Source organism: Sphingopyxis sp. Soil_C_28, assembly GCF_057657055.1.
Genome location: NZ_JBDGJE010000001.1, coordinates 252,996 through 267,727, shown reverse-complemented (window position 1 = coordinate 267,727; position 14,732 = coordinate 252,996). Strand labels below are relative to the sequence as shown.

16 protein-coding genes are annotated in these 14,732 nt (G+C 64.3%); 4 read left to right on the top strand and 12 right to left on the bottom strand.

Translation table 11 applies throughout. The features are described 5' to 3' along the window. Positions 1 to 24: 24 nt before the first annotated feature. The 6 genes from AC3A43_RS01180 to AC3A43_RS01155 all read right to left on the bottom strand — a co-directional run bounded on the left by AC3A43_RS01180 (position 25) and on the right by AC3A43_RS01155 (position 5,973). Complete coding sequence (locus tag AC3A43_RS01180; protein ID WP_487790723.1) at positions 25 to 882, bottom strand: CheR family methyltransferase; 858 nt, start codon at positions 880 to 882, stop codon at positions 25 to 27. Then, positions 879 to 1,919 carry a chemotaxis protein CheB gene (locus AC3A43_RS01175; protein ID WP_487790722.1) on the bottom strand — a complete coding sequence of 347 codons (1,041 nt, stop codon included), beginning with the start codon at positions 1,917 to 1,919 and terminating at the stop codon, positions 879 to 881. The genes AC3A43_RS01180 and AC3A43_RS01175 overlap by 4 nt, the downstream gene beginning before the upstream one ends. A 70-nt stretch (positions 1,920 to 1,989) precedes the next feature. Then, a complete protein-coding gene (locus AC3A43_RS01170; protein WP_294031327.1) occupies positions 1,990 to 2,364 on the bottom strand; it encodes a response regulator in 375 nt (124 codons plus the stop codon). A 76-nt stretch (positions 2,365 to 2,440) separates the two neighbouring features. Beyond that, complete coding sequence (locus AC3A43_RS01165; protein ID WP_487790721.1) at positions 2,441 to 2,878, bottom strand: chemotaxis protein CheW; 438 nt, start codon at positions 2,876 to 2,878, stop codon at positions 2,441 to 2,443. Beyond that, entirely contained in the window at positions 2,875 to 5,304 is a 2,430-nt protein-coding gene (locus AC3A43_RS01160) for a chemotaxis protein CheA (RefSeq protein ID WP_487790720.1), read from the bottom strand. Before AC3A43_RS01160 ends, AC3A43_RS01165 begins: the two co-directional genes overlap by 4 nt. Before the next feature lie 24 nt (positions 5,305 to 5,328). Continuing rightward, positions 5,329 to 5,973, bottom strand: coding sequence for a histidine phosphotransferase family protein (locus AC3A43_RS01155; RefSeq protein ID WP_487790719.1), 645 nt, complete (start codon positions 5,971 to 5,973; stop codon positions 5,329 to 5,331). A 259-nt stretch (positions 5,974 to 6,232) separates the two neighbouring features. Between AC3A43_RS01155 and AC3A43_RS01150 the strand changes: the two genes are divergently transcribed. The 3 genes from AC3A43_RS01150 to AC3A43_RS01140 all read left to right on the top strand — a co-directional run bounded on the left by AC3A43_RS01150 (position 6,233) and on the right by AC3A43_RS01140 (position 8,874). After that, the gene (locus AC3A43_RS01150) at positions 6,233 to 7,189 is read left to right on the top strand and encodes an RluA family pseudouridine synthase (RefSeq protein WP_487790718.1); all 957 of its coding nucleotides are present in this window, start codon (positions 6,233 to 6,235) and stop codon (positions 7,187 to 7,189) included. Between the two features lie 83 nt (positions 7,190 to 7,272). Further along, a complete protein-coding gene (gene rpoH, locus AC3A43_RS01145; protein WP_487790717.1) occupies positions 7,273 to 8,172 on the top strand; it encodes an RNA polymerase sigma factor RpoH in 900 nt (299 codons plus the stop codon). A gap of 87 nt (positions 8,173 to 8,259) precedes the next feature. Next, positions 8,260 to 8,874, top strand: a complete 615-nt coding sequence (locus AC3A43_RS01140) for a hypothetical protein (protein ID WP_487790716.1) — start codon at positions 8,260 to 8,262, stop codon at positions 8,872 to 8,874. 384 nt (positions 8,875 to 9,258) lie between these two features. Here AC3A43_RS01140 and AC3A43_RS01135 read toward each other — a convergent pair whose 3' ends face one another. Next, positions 9,259 to 10,059: a transporter gene (locus AC3A43_RS01135; protein ID WP_487790715.1), complete on the bottom strand. Its 801-nt coding sequence runs from the start codon at positions 10,057 to 10,059 to the stop codon at positions 9,259 to 9,261. Between the two features lie 102 nt (positions 10,060 to 10,161). Here AC3A43_RS01135 and mtgA point away from each other — a divergent pair, with 102 nt between their 5' ends. Beyond that, the gene (gene mtgA, locus AC3A43_RS01130; protein WP_487790714.1) at positions 10,162 to 10,869 is read left to right on the top strand and encodes a monofunctional biosynthetic peptidoglycan transglycosylase; all 708 of its coding nucleotides are present in this window, start codon (positions 10,162 to 10,164) and stop codon (positions 10,867 to 10,869) included. A 10-nt stretch (positions 10,870 to 10,879) separates the two neighbouring features. Here mtgA and AC3A43_RS01125 read toward each other — a convergent pair whose 3' ends face one another. The 5 genes from AC3A43_RS01125 to AC3A43_RS01105 all read right to left on the bottom strand — a co-directional run bounded on the left by AC3A43_RS01125 (position 10,880) and on the right by AC3A43_RS01105 (position 14,730). Then, positions 10,880 to 11,293, bottom strand: a complete 414-nt coding sequence (locus AC3A43_RS01125; protein ID WP_487790713.1) for a hypothetical protein — start codon at positions 11,291 to 11,293, stop codon at positions 10,880 to 10,882. Between the two features lie 111 nt (positions 11,294 to 11,404). Further along, entirely contained in the window at positions 11,405 to 11,941 is a 537-nt protein-coding gene (locus AC3A43_RS01120; protein ID WP_487790712.1) for a J domain-containing protein, read from the bottom strand. 54 nt (positions 11,942 to 11,995) lie between these two features. Beyond that, complete coding sequence (locus AC3A43_RS01115; RefSeq protein ID WP_487790711.1) at positions 11,996 to 12,781, bottom strand: polyphosphate kinase 2 family protein; 786 nt, start codon at positions 12,779 to 12,781, stop codon at positions 11,996 to 11,998. Between the two features lie 82 nt (positions 12,782 to 12,863). Then, on the bottom strand, positions 12,864 to 13,814 hold the full coding sequence (locus AC3A43_RS01110) for a DUF6340 family protein (protein WP_487790710.1): 951 nt from the start codon (positions 13,812 to 13,814) through the stop codon (positions 12,864 to 12,866). 40 nt (positions 13,815 to 13,854) lie between these two features. Next, entirely contained in the window at positions 13,855 to 14,730 is an 876-nt protein-coding gene (locus AC3A43_RS01105; protein ID WP_487790709.1) for an alpha/beta fold hydrolase, read from the bottom strand. Between the last annotated feature and the right edge of the window lie 2 nt (positions 14,731 to 14,732).

Here is a 14,732-nt window from a genome sequence, read left to right as displayed (position 1 = left end):
GCCAGTGGCGCGCAAAAAGCAAGGTCAGGCCGCGGCCGCGCGACGTACCTGCTGGTCGGCGGGTTCGTACAGCCCGCGCAAGCGGGGGCTGGCGACGAACTGGTCGGTCTGGCCAAGCACCGTCTCGCCAGCACCGAGCACGAGAAAACTTTGTGGCGCCGCCATCGCGCGGAGCCGCGCAAAGGCTTTCTGACGCATCGGCGCGGAGAAATAGAGCAGCAGATTGCGGCAGAAGATCAGGTCGGCGGGGCTCGCGAGCGGCGGTCGGTCGGTGAGCATGTTCTGCACCGAAAAATCGACGCGGCGCCGCAAATCCGCCTTTGCCAGCCATCCGCCGTCGGTCTGGTCGAACCAGCGCACCATGCGCTGCACCGGCAGGCCGCGCTGGATCTCGAACTGGCTGTAAAGTCCTACCCGCGCGCGCGAAATCGCGTGATAGCTGACGTCGGTGCCGACGATATCGACCTGCCACCCCGCCCATTTCTCCCCCTGCTCGGCGATCAGCATGGCCAGCGAATAGGCCTCTTGTCCGGTCGATACGCCGCAATGCCAGACGGTAAGCCGACGGCGCAACGCGTTGATTTCGCGGATCCGCTCAAGTGCTGTCGCCGCTATTTCATCGAAAACGCTGTATTCGCGATAGAAATAGGTTTCGTTATTGAGCATCGCGTCGACGGTATCGTCGAGCAATTGTCGGCTGTTCGAGGTGACGAGCCCCGCGACGAGCGCGTCGAGATCGGCAATGCCGTGACGCTGCATCACGGGTTTCAGCGACATTTCGATCCGCCAGATGCGGTTTGGCGACAGTGTCTGGCCGGTCCGCGATTCAAGCACCCCCATCAACACGCGATAGGCCGATTCGCTGGCGCTCGAGCCCATCATGATTTGCGGCGTCCCGGCAGGAAGCTGCCGAGCATCAGCGCGATCGCGTCGGGATTGAGCGTCGCCGCCGCAATACCCGCTTTGGCGACTGCCCCGGGCATGCCCCATATCACGCAGCTTTCCGGCGCCTGCGCGAACACGGTACCGCCCGACTCCTTCAGCCGCGCCGCACCGATTACGCCATCGCGTCCCATGCCGCTCAGGATCACCGCGATGCCGCCCCTGCCATAAAGGTCTGCAACCGAATCGAGCATCGGATCGGCCGAGGGACAGCAGCCATTATCGACGACACGGCGATCAAGTGCGATTTCGTGACGGCGACCGTTTGCGACAACGAGCAAATGCGCATCGCCGGGGGCAAGATAGATACAGCCCCGCTCGACCACCATTCCGGCCTCGGCCACGCGCACGCGGCGCGCCGTCATCGTCGCAATCTGCTTCGCGTAAAATTCCATGAACGCATCGGGCAAATGCTGGGTGAGCAGGATTGGCGCGCTGATCCGGGGATCGAGATGGGCAAGGAAGTTGGCGAAAGCCGGAATTCCGCCGGTCGATGCCGCAACCGCGATACATTCGATCAGCTGGTCGGTATCGATCGCGGGTGCGGGGCGCGCGGGAACCACACGCTCCGCAACCGGGATCGGCGCAGGATGATCCGATCGATGGCCGAGCGTCATGATCCGGTCGGTGAGCACTTCGGCGAACCGCCCCGAAAAGCTGCCGCGCCCGGGCTTGGCGAGCGTGTCGCTGGCGCCGAGCGCGAGCGCGTCGATCGCCGCGGGACCGCCCTCGACGCAGTTGGACGACAGAATGAGGACGCGGGCCTTTTCGGCGCGCTCCAATATGTGAGGCAGCGCGTCGATACCGTTCATCCCGGGCATTTCGATATCGAGTACGACGACGTCGACGGGCTCGCGCGCCAGATAGTCGAGTGCGTCATGCGCCGAGGCGACCGAGGCGCAAATCTTGAGTCCGGGCCGCTGATCGACGATCCGCTCGAGAATGCTCCGCACGACCAGGCTATCGTCGACGAGCATCACACGTACGGTGCGAGCCGTTGGCTCCGGGTCCGGTATCAGAGGTTGCGGCCGGGCCATCGAAACAGCCTCAGGCGATTCCGACGAGCTGCAATTTTCCTTCCAGCGTTTCGCGGTCGAACGGTTTCATCACATATTCGTCGGCGCCGGCCTCGATCGCGGCACGGATATGGTCGATGCTGTTTTCGGTGGTGCAGAACACGACGCGCGGACGTTCTTCATGACCATAATCAAGATCGTTGAACGCACCGAGGAATTCCATTCCGCTCATCACGGGCATGTTCCAGTCGAGCAGGATGACATCGGGGCGGTTGGCGCGGCAAAAGGTCAGCGCCTCCTGCCCATCGGCCGCCTCGTCGACGGCAAAGGACATGCTTTCAAGGATATGGCGTGCGACCTTGCGAATGACTTTACTGTCATCGACCACCAGACAAGATTTCGACATTCAATTAACTCCGACCCCCGGGATTTGGGCATGTTTACGATGAAGGCGTGTGCAGCCCGTTAATATACGGCCGAATTCATGCCGCCTTTAAGGCCGGCAACGTGATGAAATGCGACGGATCGACCACGAGCAACGACGCGCCTTGATGTTCGATCATCGCATCGGCGACGCGCGCCCAGCCGGGGAGCAGCTTTCCGGCGATCCGCGTTTCGGGGGCGTCGATAAAACAGACATCCTCGATTTCGTCGGCCAGCAGCGCATAGCCGTGCTGTGCGACATCGACGACGATGACCCGCTGTCCCTGGGCAACCGGCACGGCGGGCAGTCCGACGACGACATGCGGGTCGATGAGGGTGAATACACGGCTGCGCAGCGCAAAGAGTCCCGCGACATGCGGCGGCGCGGCAGGTACCTCTACCGGCGTGCCGACGGTGACGACCGAATTGATCGCGCGGCTGCGCAGCGCGACGCGCGTGTCGGCGATGCGCGCAATAAGATAGAGTTTTTCCATCATGCGCGTTCTCCTCCCACTCGGCGGTGCAGCGCGTCGAGCAGCGCCTGCCGGTCGTACCGGTAAACGCTTTCGTCCTCAGGACCGGCCGCCGCGACCGCAGTGCGCAAGCGGATTACCGGCACATGACCGTCCGGGCGACCGCTCGCTTCACCCTCTTCGGAGAAATATAACAGTACGTCGGGTGCCTCATCCGAGGCATCCTCGCCCGACACGACCCGATAGCCGGCGTTGCGGAGGATCGGCGCAAGAAAATTGCTACCCCAGCCGTCATGATCGTCAGCGAAGTGACAGAGCGGCTGACGTAGCGTCGGGGGTCCCGCGCCGGGGGCATATTGCTCCATAAGCCAGAAGGGATCGATCAGTTCGACCGGATCGCCGCTGACCAGCACGACGCCCGCGATCAGGCCCGGCGCCGCCGATGGCTGCACCGCATCGGGCAGTCGGACGATGTCAATGACTTCGGCGATTGGATAGCAGAGCACCGAACGGCCATCATAAAGACGGAGAAGCTTCACACTCCCCTCACCCCCCGGCGCCGTCGCGGCGTGCACGGGGAAGATATCGCTGCCGATCTGCGCTTGCACCCGGCCCGCGCTTTCGAACAAAGCCGATGCCGGAACTTCCTCGACCCGCTCGATCACCGACAGCCGAACGCCGCGGACACGCGCGTTCGTGTCGCGGAAAAGCAGCAATTGTACGGCGTTACGCGCCGCCGCTGCCGCGACTTCGGCTTCTGCCGTCCGGTTGTGGCTGCGCCCCACTTCGCTGGCATCGATCCCCGCCGCAACGAGCAGGCCCTGGACATCGAGCAAAAGCACGGGGCGCCCGTTGTCGGGTAGCGTCGTGCCCGCATAGAGCCCCGTTGCCATGATCATCGGCGCCGCTGGCTTGATCACCAGTTCCTCATGATCGTGAATCGCGGCGACGCTGAGCGCGTAACTTTGCCCCTGTCCGGGCTGGACGATTACGAGCGCGCGGTCGTCGGAATCATCGCTGTGGTCTCGCCCCCGGCCGAGCACCGCCTCGAGGCGGAGGAGCGGATATTGCTCGCCGCGCACCGTCGCAAGTTCACCGCCGCCAACCCGGTCGATGCGGACGGTATCGCCGCTTTCGAGCAGGATTTCGCGCACAGCGCCGCGAGGAATGGCAAAATATTGCCCGGCGGCGCGAACCATCAGGCCCGAGATGATCGTCAACGTCATCGGCACGCGGAGCAGGATCGTCAGCCCGCGTCCCTCTTCGTTGCGCAGTTCGACAACACCGCCGATCTTTTCGACGTTCGCCTTGACGATATCCATGCCGACGCCGCGGCCCGACACCGCGGTAATTTTCGCTGCGGTCGAGAAGCCGGGGCGGAAGATGAGGTCGAGTTTTTCCTTTGTACCGAGCGCGCGCGCATCGGTTGCCGTCACCACGCGCGATGCGATCGCCTTGGCCACCAGCGCGTCGGGCGATAGCCCGCGGCCATCGTCGCGGATTTCGATTTCGATCTGGTTCCCCGACTGGCGCGCCGAAACCCAGATGGTGGCCGTGATGTCCTTGCCCGCGGCGACACGATCTTCGAGCGGCTCGACGCCATGGTCGATCGCATTGCGGACGATGTGGATCAGGGGATCCCGGATATTTTCCATCATCTCGCGATCGAGTTCGACTTCGCCGCCGCTTGTCTGGAACGCGATTTTCTTGCCCATGTCCTTCGCGAGGTCGCGGACGATGCGGGGAAGCGGCGCGAACAGCTTGTCGATCCGCTGCATCCGCATCTGGCTGACCGACTGGCGCATCCCGGCAATCGAATCCGAAAGGCGGTCGAACGAGGCGATAACCGACAGGTCGGCGCCCGATTCGCGCAGCATTCGCGCAAATTCGTTGCGCGCGAGGACGATGTCGGTGACCCCGGTCATGACGCTGTCGAGCAAGGGCAGCGGGACGCGGATCGAACGCCAGCTTTGCAATTCGGCGCTGAAATCATCGTCGCGGCGAAGCGGCACCCCGGCGACTTCGAACGGCGTATCGAGCGCGGCGTCGACCGAAAGCGCGCCGATGACGTCATGGTCATCCCCGGCGGGTTCGACACCGGTCCGGCCAAGTTCGGCGCAGAGGTCGCCCAAACGATCGACGATGCCGAGCACGCCGGTCACGAGCGCGGCGTTCGCGGGGCGGTTGCCGCGCCGTACCTGATCGAGCGCGTCTTCGGCGGCGTGCGACAGCGCTGTAACGCGCGGCAGCGCAAGAAACCCCGAACTGCCCTTGATCGTATGGACCGACCGAAAAATCGCGTCGAGCTGTCCGCGGTCGGCAGGATCGCTTTCCCACGCCACAAGGGCCCCGGCAGCCTCGGCAAGGATTTCCGCCGTTTCGGCGAGAAAGTCGTTCAGAAGATCGTCCATCGCGGTACCGGTGCGCCCCAAAAACTGAGGTTCGACCATGCCCGACAATGGTTAAGGGAGACTTTACCCGCGACCGCGCAGGACAGCCCCGACGAGCAGCGACGTCGGCGTTTCGCGCGCCAGCATCACCGTGCCGTCATTCTGCCGCGCCACCGCCTGCACGAGCACCGCGGGCGCCGTGCGCGAGGTCATCGGACTGGCGCCCTCGCCTTCCGCGAGGATACGTTCGACGTCGGCGTCGAGGAAAATACGCTCGGCCTCGACATGCAGCGCGATCTCGATGCCCTCCCCCTGCTTTTCGCAGCCGACGTCGAGCCGTCCGCCGCGCACCAGCGCATCGACGAGGAGGAGCGAGAGGTTGAGGATGATTTTTACCGCCGGCTTGGGCAACGGGTCGCTGCCGATCATCCAGTTGAAGTCGATCGCGCGGTCGCCGATGATGCCGTGGATCGCCGATTTCGCTTCGTCGGCGGGGACAAGTTCACCGAAACCGCCCGCCGATCCGAAGGCCAGACGAAAGAACTTCAGCTTGTTCGCCGATGTCCGCGCGCTTTGCTCGAGCAATTCGAAGCAGCGTTCGCGCATCGCCGGGTCTTTTTCGTCGGCGAGCAGTTCGAGCCCGTTGGCGAAAGCGCCGACGGGACTGAGCAGGTCGTGACACAGGCGCGAGGCCAGCATCGAGGCGAAATCGACGCGATCGTCGGTCATGGATGAACAGGCTCCCCAGCGCAGTGTCCGGACATTTCCGGCGTGGCCTGCTCCTAGGACAGGCATGGGGGCAAGAGCAAGGGAGATGCGGCCGATGTCTTCGTCACCCCGGACTTGATCGGGGGTCCATGCCGCCGCCGCCGAATGGATGCCGGATCAAGCCTGTCCTGAGCTTGTCGAAGGGTCCGGCATGACGAAGAGGGGGCAGGAACGCGCCCCTCCCCTTGAATTTCCGCGCCCGAAAACCACATTCCCATCAATGCAGGGGGATGATGATATTTTGACCGTGGCGCTGGCCGACAGCGCGGCCGGGCTACGGCTCGACCGGGCGCTGGCGGAGGCGTTGCCCAGCCTGTCGCGCGAGCGATTGAAGAGCCTGATCAAGGACGGCCGGGTGGTCGATGCCAGCGGCACGATCCTTCGGGATCCTTCGGCGAAAGCCGCCACCTCCGCAACGATCGAGGTCCGCCTGCCCGCCGCCCTGCCCGCGCACAATGTCGCGCAGGACATGGGGCTGGTGATCGCGTTCGAGGACGAGCATCTGATCGTGATCGACAAGCCTGCGGGCATGGTCGTCCACCCCGCCGCGGGCAATTTCGATGGCACGATGGTCAACGCGCTGCTCCACCATTGCGCGGGGCAATTGTCGGGGATCGGCGGCGTCGCGCGGCCGGGGATCGTCCACCGGATCGACAAGGATACGAGCGGGCTGATCGTCGCCGCCAAGCATGACCGCGCGCACGAAGGCTTGGCGAAACAATTTGCCGCGCACAGCATCGACCGCCGCTATATCGCGATCGCGACCGGACGGCCGATACCCGCGAACGGGACGATCGACGCGGCGCTCGGCCGCTCGAACACCAACCGTAAGAAGATGGCGGTCGTGGCGGACGATCGCGGCAAGCACGCGGTGACGCATTATCGCCTGATCGAGCCGTTGCAGCATGCCAGCCTGGTCGAATGCCGACTGGAAACCGGACGCACGCATCAGGTGCGCGTCCATATGGCGCATATCGGGCATCCGCTGGTCGGCGACCCGGTATATGGACGCGCCAGAAAGCCACTTTCGGAGGTACTGAAGGCCCGCAATTTCGTGCGGCAGGCATTGCATGCGGCCCATTTGGGCTTTATTCATCCCGTGACCGGTAACAACATCGCGCTCGACAGCGAACTCCCAGCGGACATGCGGGAACTGATCGATGAACTGCGCGTTTAGGTTTCGAATGAAAATCTATTTTGACCGTTGGACGCAACCGCGGCATATTCTGACTCACGATATCAAAGGGAAGACGCTCTCCAATGGCTAAAAGCAATGTTCCGGCCACGGTTCCAGCGCTCGGCGGCGAAGCCAGCCTGAACCGCTATCTGGCGGAAATCCGCAAATTCCCCCTGCTGACCCCCGAGCAGGAATATATGCTCGCGCGCCGATTCCAGGAGCATGGCGACAATGAAGCTGCGGCGCAGCTCGTCACCTCGCACCTGCGCCTCGTGGCGAAAATCGCGATGGGCTATCGCGGCTATGGCCTGCCGGTCAGCGAATTGATCAGCGAAGGCAATATCGGCCTGATGCAGGGGGTGAAGAAATTCGACCCCGAACGCGGCTTCCGCCTCGCGACCTATGCGATGTGGTGGATCCGCGCGTCGATCCAAGAATTCATCCTGCGGTCGTGGAGCCTTGTCAAAATGGGCACCACCGCAGCGCAGAAGAAGCTGTTCTTCAACCTGCGCCGGATGAAGAATAACCTCGCAGCGTTCGAGGACGGCGATCTTTCGCCCGAACATCTGACCAAGATCGCGACCGATCTCGGCGTGACCGAGGACGAGGTCACAAGCATGAACCGCCGTATGGCGATGGGCGGCGATACCTCGCTGAACGTCCCGATGGGCGAGGATGGCGACAGCCAATGGCAGGACCTGCTCGGCGACGAAGGTCCGTTGCAGGACGAGCGCGTTGCCGAAGCGCAGGAGCGCGACGTCCGCCATTCGCTGCTAAGCGAAGCGCTGGAATCGCTGAACGAGCGCGAACGGCATATCCTGACCGAACGCCGCCTCACCGACGACCCCAAGACGCTGGAGGATTTGAGCCAGGTCTATGACGTCAGCCGCGAACGGGTGCGCCAGATCGAGGTTCGCGCGTTCGAAAAGCTGCAGAAGGCGATGCTGAAGCTCGCCGGCGACCGGCGCCTTATCAACGCCTGACCGGTCTCCCAACGCCGCGCCTGCAATTTGACTTGCAGGCGCAAATGACTAGCCTCCTCTTCGGGCCCACTCGAAGGGGGACTTGTCATGTGGAAATGGATCCGGATTCCCAAGGGCATTGCGCTGCTGGCGTTCCTGCTGCCCTGGATGACCGTGAGTTGTTCCAACCAAAAGCTGGTCGAGGCGAGCGGTTTCGGCCTCGCTTTTGGCCGTGTCTCGGCGATGGGACAGGCCGCGGACGCCAGCGACGGCGCCGCCCTGAACATCTGGCTGATTTTGGCGCTGCTTGCGATTGCGGGCGGACTGGCGCTGCTGTTCCTGAAAGGCCGGGAGGCGGCAAAGCTGGTGCTCGGCACATCGGCGGCAGCTATCGCGCTGATCTTTGTCGGCACCTATCGCTACAGCAAGGATGCGATCCTCGCCGAAGCGGCGAAGAATGGACAGAATGGCGGCATGGACCAGGCCGCGCTGGCAATGATCCAGGTCCATTGGGAAATCGGATATTGGCTGGCACTTCTGTCGCTGATCGCCGCCGCCGTGATGGCGTGGCTGGTGATGAGCGGCAAGGAAGCCGATGCCGAGGCCAGAATGCGGTCATTTGCCGCCGATGCGGCCGAAAAGGCCAAAGCGGCCGCCGCGAAGGCCAGCGAAAAGCCCGACACGGTGAGCGAAAAGAAGGACGACGAGCCGCCGAAGGTTTGAGTGGGGTCGCATCGATTGCCTACCCATCCATCATCGTCACCCCGGACTGGATCCGGGGTCAAAGCAACCGTGGTGGTTATGGATCCCGGGTCAAGCCCGGGATGACGAAGGGGAGAAGGTCGTTGTTGCCCCCTCTTACGTCCATCCCTTGTCGATGCGGATGCCATGACGGCTAACGACCATTTGCGGACTTCAATCCTCCCTGTGGCGAAGCCATGGGGAGGTGGCAGCGCGAAGCGCTGACGGAGGGGCGATGGAGCCGACGTTGCCGCCCCTCCACCATCCGCTTCGCGGACGGTCCCCCTCCCCATCGCTGCGCGACAGGGAGGATGAAAAGGTCCGCTTCCCACCCCAAAACCGACGTTCGCGCCATAGCTGCCGCCCTCAGAAACGGCGCGCGAAGCCGAAGTAAAGCTCGACGTCCGCGCTGTCGCGGTTGAGGCCGACGTTGGCGCCGACGTCCCATTGGCTATCGGCATCGGGCTGCCAGCCGGCCGAAAGTCCGGCGAGCGCCTCGGTGGTGCGGCCGCCCGGGTCCCGGTCGCGGGTCAGGGACAGTTCTGCCGCCATCGAAACGCTGTCGGACACGCCGCCCCCCAGGCCGACGACCGAGCCGTAAGCGAGATGTCGCCCGTCGCCGTCGCCATCGACCGCAGCATCGACATGCGGCGTCAGCCCGAGCGACACACTGCCCAGTTCGAAGCTGACCGGCACGATCAGCCCCGTACCCCAGTCCCCCGCCCCGACGCCCTCGCCCCCGACCGGCAGCGTCGCATAGGGCATGATCGCCGCCGAAAAGCCCGATCCATCGGGACTGGCGAGATTCTGGCGCAGCGCGAGCGTGACGTCGCCCGTTCGCGTCGTGCGGGTCACGTCCCCCGTCGCCCGGTCGCGATCGCGGACATGGCCAAGCATGGTCCAGCCAAGCTGCACCTCAAGAGACGGCGTCAGCCCGGCGCGGAGCAAGGCGTCGCCGAAGGTCCAGTTGTCGGCCCGGCTGTCGGCGGTGCGATCGAGCGTCCAGTCGGCAAGCCCGATCTCGAACAGCATCGAACCCGGTTCGACCGTGCAGGCCGGCGTACCGAGGCCCGGACGATCGGGGCATAGGGCGCGGCGCTCCTCGCCCGCAAAGGCCGGAACCGCGGCGGTGACCGCGACGAACAGCATCAGGGATCGGAGCAACATGCGGACCTCATCTTTCATCGAACGACACGCTTTCTTGTCCGGCAAGGTGAAAGGCGGATCAAGCCCGCTTGCCTCCGGACGACAAGCGGGTAATTTGCCCGCATGACAACACCCTCCCGCGCGAAGAAGCGCAAGCTCCCCCGGTATCTCCGGCCGTTCAAATGGCTGCTCTGGTTCATCATCGCCTCGGTGCTGTGGGTGCTGATCTATGCCGTCGTGCCGCCGCCGGTGACTTTTACCATGCTGGCCGACAGCAACGGGATCACGAAGGATTGGGAAAGCCTGTCCGCCATCGACCGCAATATGGTGCGCGCGGTGATCGCCGCCGAGGACGGCAAATTCTGCAGCCATGACGGGTTCGACCGCGATGCGATCGAACAAGCGATCGAGCGCAACGCCAAGGGCAAAAGGATGCGCGGCGGATCGACGGTCAGTCAGCAGACGGCGAAGAATGTCTTCCTGTGGCAGGGCAGCGGCTGGACGCGCTATGTCCGCAAAGTCCCCGAGGTGTGGTTCACCTTCCTGATCGAGAAGATCTGGGGCAAGCGCCGGATCATGGAAGTCTATCTCAACGTCGCGGAGACCGGAATCGGAACCTATGGCGTCGAGGCGGGCGCGCAGCGGTATTTCGGGCATGGTGCGGGCAAGCTGACCCCCGCCGAAGCCGGCCGCATCGCCGCGATCCTGCCGCTACCCAAGAAGCGCGAAGCAGTCAGTCCATCGGGCTTCACGCGCCGTTATGGCAACACGATCCGCGCGCGGATCGGTGTCGTGCGGCGCGACGGTCTGGACAGCTGTATCTATAAATAGGCAACGACCGCTATTCCGAAGCGTCGCGGGCCGCGTCGGCGACCAGCAGCCCGCCGATCACGAGAACCGCAACGGCGCCGATCGCAATGCCGGCCCCGGTCGAGATCTTGTTCCGCCGCGTCGTATCGATCGGCCGCCCGTCGATCAGCAGCCGATTGTCGCGCTCCAGCGACACGCCGATCCGCGTCTCGTTCGGGCGGATGCCAGTGCCCGATTGCCGCGTACCGTCAAAGTTCATCACATCACGGGTCAGGCGCAATTCGACGCGCGGCGGCGCTTTTTGTCGGTTGCCGCCGATGGGAATGGTAAGGCCGAGCCCGACCATGCCTTCGACCCGGCTCAAACCGCTTTGGTAGGTCATGGGCTCGGCCACGGCGGACGTCGTCAATGCCGCGCTCATGAGTAAGCCGCCGATGATACGCATGTCCGCCCCCCTTGTTTGATCGCTCTCGATCAGATTTGGGTAAACGCGCGCTGGACTGAGCCGTCAATCAAGCTCGCGAACCGGTACACCCGCATGGGCGTCGGAACCGAGCTATGCCGGTTTCCAGCTCTTCCGCTCTTCGGCCTGCTTCAGCACCTCGAACGCCGCCTGCCCGGCGGCAAACCGCTTTGCCGCTTCCGCGTCCCCGGGTTTGACGTCGGGGTGGGTTTCCTTGGCAAGGCCCCGCCACGCTTTTTTCGTCGCCTCGAAATCGGCGTCGGGTTCGAGGTCGAGGATTTCGAGCGCGCGCATTTCGTCGGCGCTGCGACTGCCGTCGCCCGACCCGCCCCACGCATAATGCTGCGCCTTTGCATAAGCTCCGGCGTCGCGCGTTTCATCCGCGGCGCGCGCGGCGGCATCCTCGGCGCTCAATCCTTCGAAATAGTCCCAGCCGCGATTATATTCGGCGGCGTGGGTTTCGCAGAAATACCAGCGTTCGGGACTGTTGGGCGATTTGGGCGCGGGGCAGTTGCCGGGGTTGGTGCAGCCATGGCGATCGCACAGCCGGACCTTTTGCGCTTCATTGCCCGAACCATAGGGGCGCCAGCGGGGAAATCCCCAATCATCGGTTCTTTTGGCGCGGCTCATCATCCCCATGTAGCGGCTGGGGCGGCCGATTGCTAGCCGAGAGGGGCGAAAAACCTAGTCTTTGGGCTTGTAGCCGAATGCCTTTCCCGCAAGCTTGACGACCGCGGGATCGAGGTCGGGCGGCGTCATCGGCACCATCGCCTCAAGCGCCTCGGCGATGTGAGTCAGCGCCGCGATGCGCCCCGCTTTCTTGTTATTGCCGTCGATCACCTTCCACGGTGCCCAGCGGGTGTTCGTCTGCGCGAACATCTCGTCCATCGCGGCGAGATAGTCTTTGCGCTTCGCCCGGTTGCGATAATCCTCCGCGCCGGTCTTCCACCGCTTCCACGGATCGTCGAGGCGATCGGTGAAGCGCTTGTCCTGCTCTTCCTGCGTCAGATGGACAAAGATCTTGACGAGGTTCGTCCGGCTGCCGGTCAGCTGCGCCTCGAACTCGTTGATCTCGTCGTACCCCTTGCGCCATTCGGCCTCGGTCGCGAAGCCCTCGACGCGCTCGACCAGCACGCGGCCATACCAGCTGCGGTCGAAGATCGAGATTTCGCGGTTGCCCGGCAGGCGCTTCCAGAAACGCCACAGAAAATGGCGCGCCTTTTCCTCGTCGGTCGGCGCGCTGATCGGCCACACGTCGAAATATCGGGGATCGAGCAATGCGGTCATGCGCTTGATGATGCCGCCCTTCCCCGCCGCGTCCCAGCCCTCGAACATGATGATGCTGCGCTGGCCGTGGGTGATGTGTGCGGACTGCACGCGTTCGAGCCGTTCCTGCAGCGCGTCGAGCGCGTCGGAATAGTCGCCGTCGAATTTGGTGCCGGCTTCGTGATCGGAAAGGGAAATGCTCATGGGGCCTCCTAGCGCAACCCATGCCGTCGTACCAAGCGCGATGCGGCGATGTCATTTTCTGGCACAGCGCGCGCGCGCTTCGTTACGGCTGGCCCAGCAAAAGCTTGCGCGCGTCCCAATCGACGAGCGCGCGGCGGCCGCGGTCGATCCGATCGAGACCCTCCGCGATGGCGCCGCTGCGCGACCCCTGGCGCTGCGCCTCGCTATACCAGTCGATTGCGGCGGTGTAATCACCCTGCATTTCGGCGCAGAGCCCGAGATTGAAGGCCAGCGCAGCAGTGGGCTCGGCGTCGCGGGTTAACGCAGTCCAGGCGGCGCAGGCCGCGGGCTGGTTACTCTTGGTCAGCCGAATGGCATTTTTGAAGGCCGCCTGCGCCGGTTTCGCCAGCCCTTTCGTGCTTTCATCGACCCGGACGTCGAGCGAATATTCGCGCGGCGCGAGGTCGCGGCGCACCGCCTGCACCTGATTGCGAATCGCCGCATCGACATAATCTTCGGCCGATTGCGAAGCCGCGCGGTCGGGGCAGAACACTTGCTGATCGCGCGCGTTCAGGGCTCTTGTATAGCGGATCGACCCATCGTCGAGCGCAACCAGCCGCGCGGTTGTCGCGACGGTGATGATGCGGCGGTGACAGCGAATGTCGACATCGGCTTCTTTCAGGCACTTCTTCTTGTCAGTGGGATCCTGTTCGACGCAACGCTTGCGTTTCTCGGTAACGCGGACCTCATCGACGCCGGTGCGGACCGTGCCGGTTAACAGGCCGTCGCTGGGCGCGCCCGATTCGGGGGCCACGATGCGATAATAGGGGCGCCCGTCGAACCGCGCCTCGGCGAGCGCGGCTTCGAGCGCCTGAGCAAACGCGCCGCCGTCCGAGCCCTCGAAACGCTCAACCGAGATACGGAGCAGATCATTGACGTTGGCGCTGGCGGGGTCACTGCCATCGATCGTCAGCGTTTCCGCCGCCGCCGGAACAGAAAAACACAGCAGTGCGGCACCCAATATCCATCGCGCCTCGACCATCATCGCCCCCATGCTCAACCCCGCGCCGGGCTATCGCAGCCCGGCGATGCTGTCAAAGCGCGGTGACAATCAGGTCGGCGAGCCGCTGTGACGCTTCCATCGGTATAAAGTGGCTCTGGTCAGTCCACTGCTCGTCGCGCACCGCGCCAAGCGCCGCACCGAGGCCGGGCCAGGTCGGGCTGACCGAAAAGTCGAGATGCCCCGCGCGTTCGCCGGTGCGGGCGCGGATGACACTGGCGGGTGCAGCGATGCGGCCGAGCCATTCGTGCGGGTTGGTGCGCAGCGCGTTTTGATAGACCGAGGCTTCGAGCGCCGGTGGGCAAGCGAGGTCCCATCCCTCGCCATGCGTGGCGGGGAGCAGGCCGTAACGGCAATAATCGGCAAGCACCGCGGGCTGCCAAAGGGCATAAGGCGGGCGCGCAGCAAAATGAGCGCTCATCGCTTCCCAGCCGTCCCAGCGGCTTCGCCGCCGCGCCACCGGATGGTCGGCCGGATCGGGGACCGGCTCGTCGGCCGCGCCAACATAAAATTCGGGCGGCATGACGACAGGGTCGATCAGGAAGATATGCCGGAAGGCGTCGGGGCGTTCGGCGGCAAGCCGGGTCAGGACGTAACCGCCCATGCTGTGTCCGCATCCGACGAGCGATGTGCCCGTGAAACGATCGACCAGCGGCAACAGCGCGTCGGCGGTTTTTGCCCAGTCCGAAAGCGACGCCGGCTTGGCACTGCGCCCATGGCCAAGCTGGTCGGGCGCGATGATATGCGTGCCGGGCGGCAAGGCCGCGACGACCTGGTCCCACAATCGCGCGTGAAAACCGGTCGCGTGGAGCAGGAGCAGCGAGGGCCGGTCGGAGGGCACGCCCCATTCGAACCAGCAGATCTCGCCCTCCGGCGTCGCCAGCCGGTGCTCGCGCGGCGCTTCGACCACGC

Coding starts and splice junctions, on each gene's coding strand:
- AC3A43_RS01135 (WP_487790715.1), bottom strand. CDS start 10,059: ATGTTGCTCCGATCCCTGATGCTGTTCGTCGCGGTCACCGCCGCGGTT.
- AC3A43_RS01170 (WP_294031327.1), bottom strand. CDS start 2,364: ATGTCGAAATCTTGTCTGGTGGTCGATGACAGTAAAGTCATTCGCAAG.
- AC3A43_RS01155 (WP_487790719.1), bottom strand. CDS start 5,973: ATGACCGACGATCGCGTCGATTTCGCCTCGATGCTGGCCTCGCGCCTG.
- AC3A43_RS01110 (WP_487790710.1), bottom strand. CDS start 13,814: ATGGGGGCGATGATGGTCGAGGCGCGATGGATATTGGGTGCCGCACTG.
- AC3A43_RS01165 (WP_487790721.1), bottom strand. CDS start 2,878: ATGATGGAAAAACTCTATCTTATTGCGCGCATCGCCGACACGCGCGTC.
- AC3A43_RS01175 (WP_487790722.1), bottom strand. CDS start 1,919: ATGCTCGTCGACGATAGCCTGGTCGTGCGGAGCATTCTCGAGCGGATC.
- mtgA (WP_487790714.1), top strand. CDS start 10,162: ATGACAACACCCTCCCGCGCGAAGAAGCGCAAGCTCCCCCGGTATCTC.
- AC3A43_RS01115 (WP_487790711.1), bottom strand. CDS start 12,781: ATGAGCATTTCCCTTTCCGATCACGAAGCCGGCACCAAATTCGACGGC.
- AC3A43_RS01150 (WP_487790718.1), top strand. CDS start 6,233: ATGCAGGGGGATGATGATATTTTGACCGTGGCGCTGGCCGACAGCGCG.
- AC3A43_RS01140 (WP_487790716.1), top strand. CDS start 8,260: ATGTGGAAATGGATCCGGATTCCCAAGGGCATTGCGCTGCTGGCGTTC.
- rpoH (WP_487790717.1), top strand. CDS start 7,273: ATGGCTAAAAGCAATGTTCCGGCCACGGTTCCAGCGCTCGGCGGCGAA.
- AC3A43_RS01125 (WP_487790713.1), bottom strand. CDS start 11,293: ATGCGTATCATCGGCGGCTTACTCATGAGCGCGGCATTGACGACGTCC.
- AC3A43_RS01180 (WP_487790723.1), bottom strand. CDS start 882: ATGATGGGCTCGAGCGCCAGCGAATCGGCCTATCGCGTGTTGATGGGG.
- AC3A43_RS01160 (WP_487790720.1), bottom strand. CDS start 5,304: ATGGTCGAACCTCAGTTTTTGGGGCGCACCGGTACCGCGATGGACGAT.
- AC3A43_RS01120 (WP_487790712.1), bottom strand. CDS start 11,941: ATGAGCCGCGCCAAAAGAACCGATGATTGGGGATTTCCCCGCTGGCGC.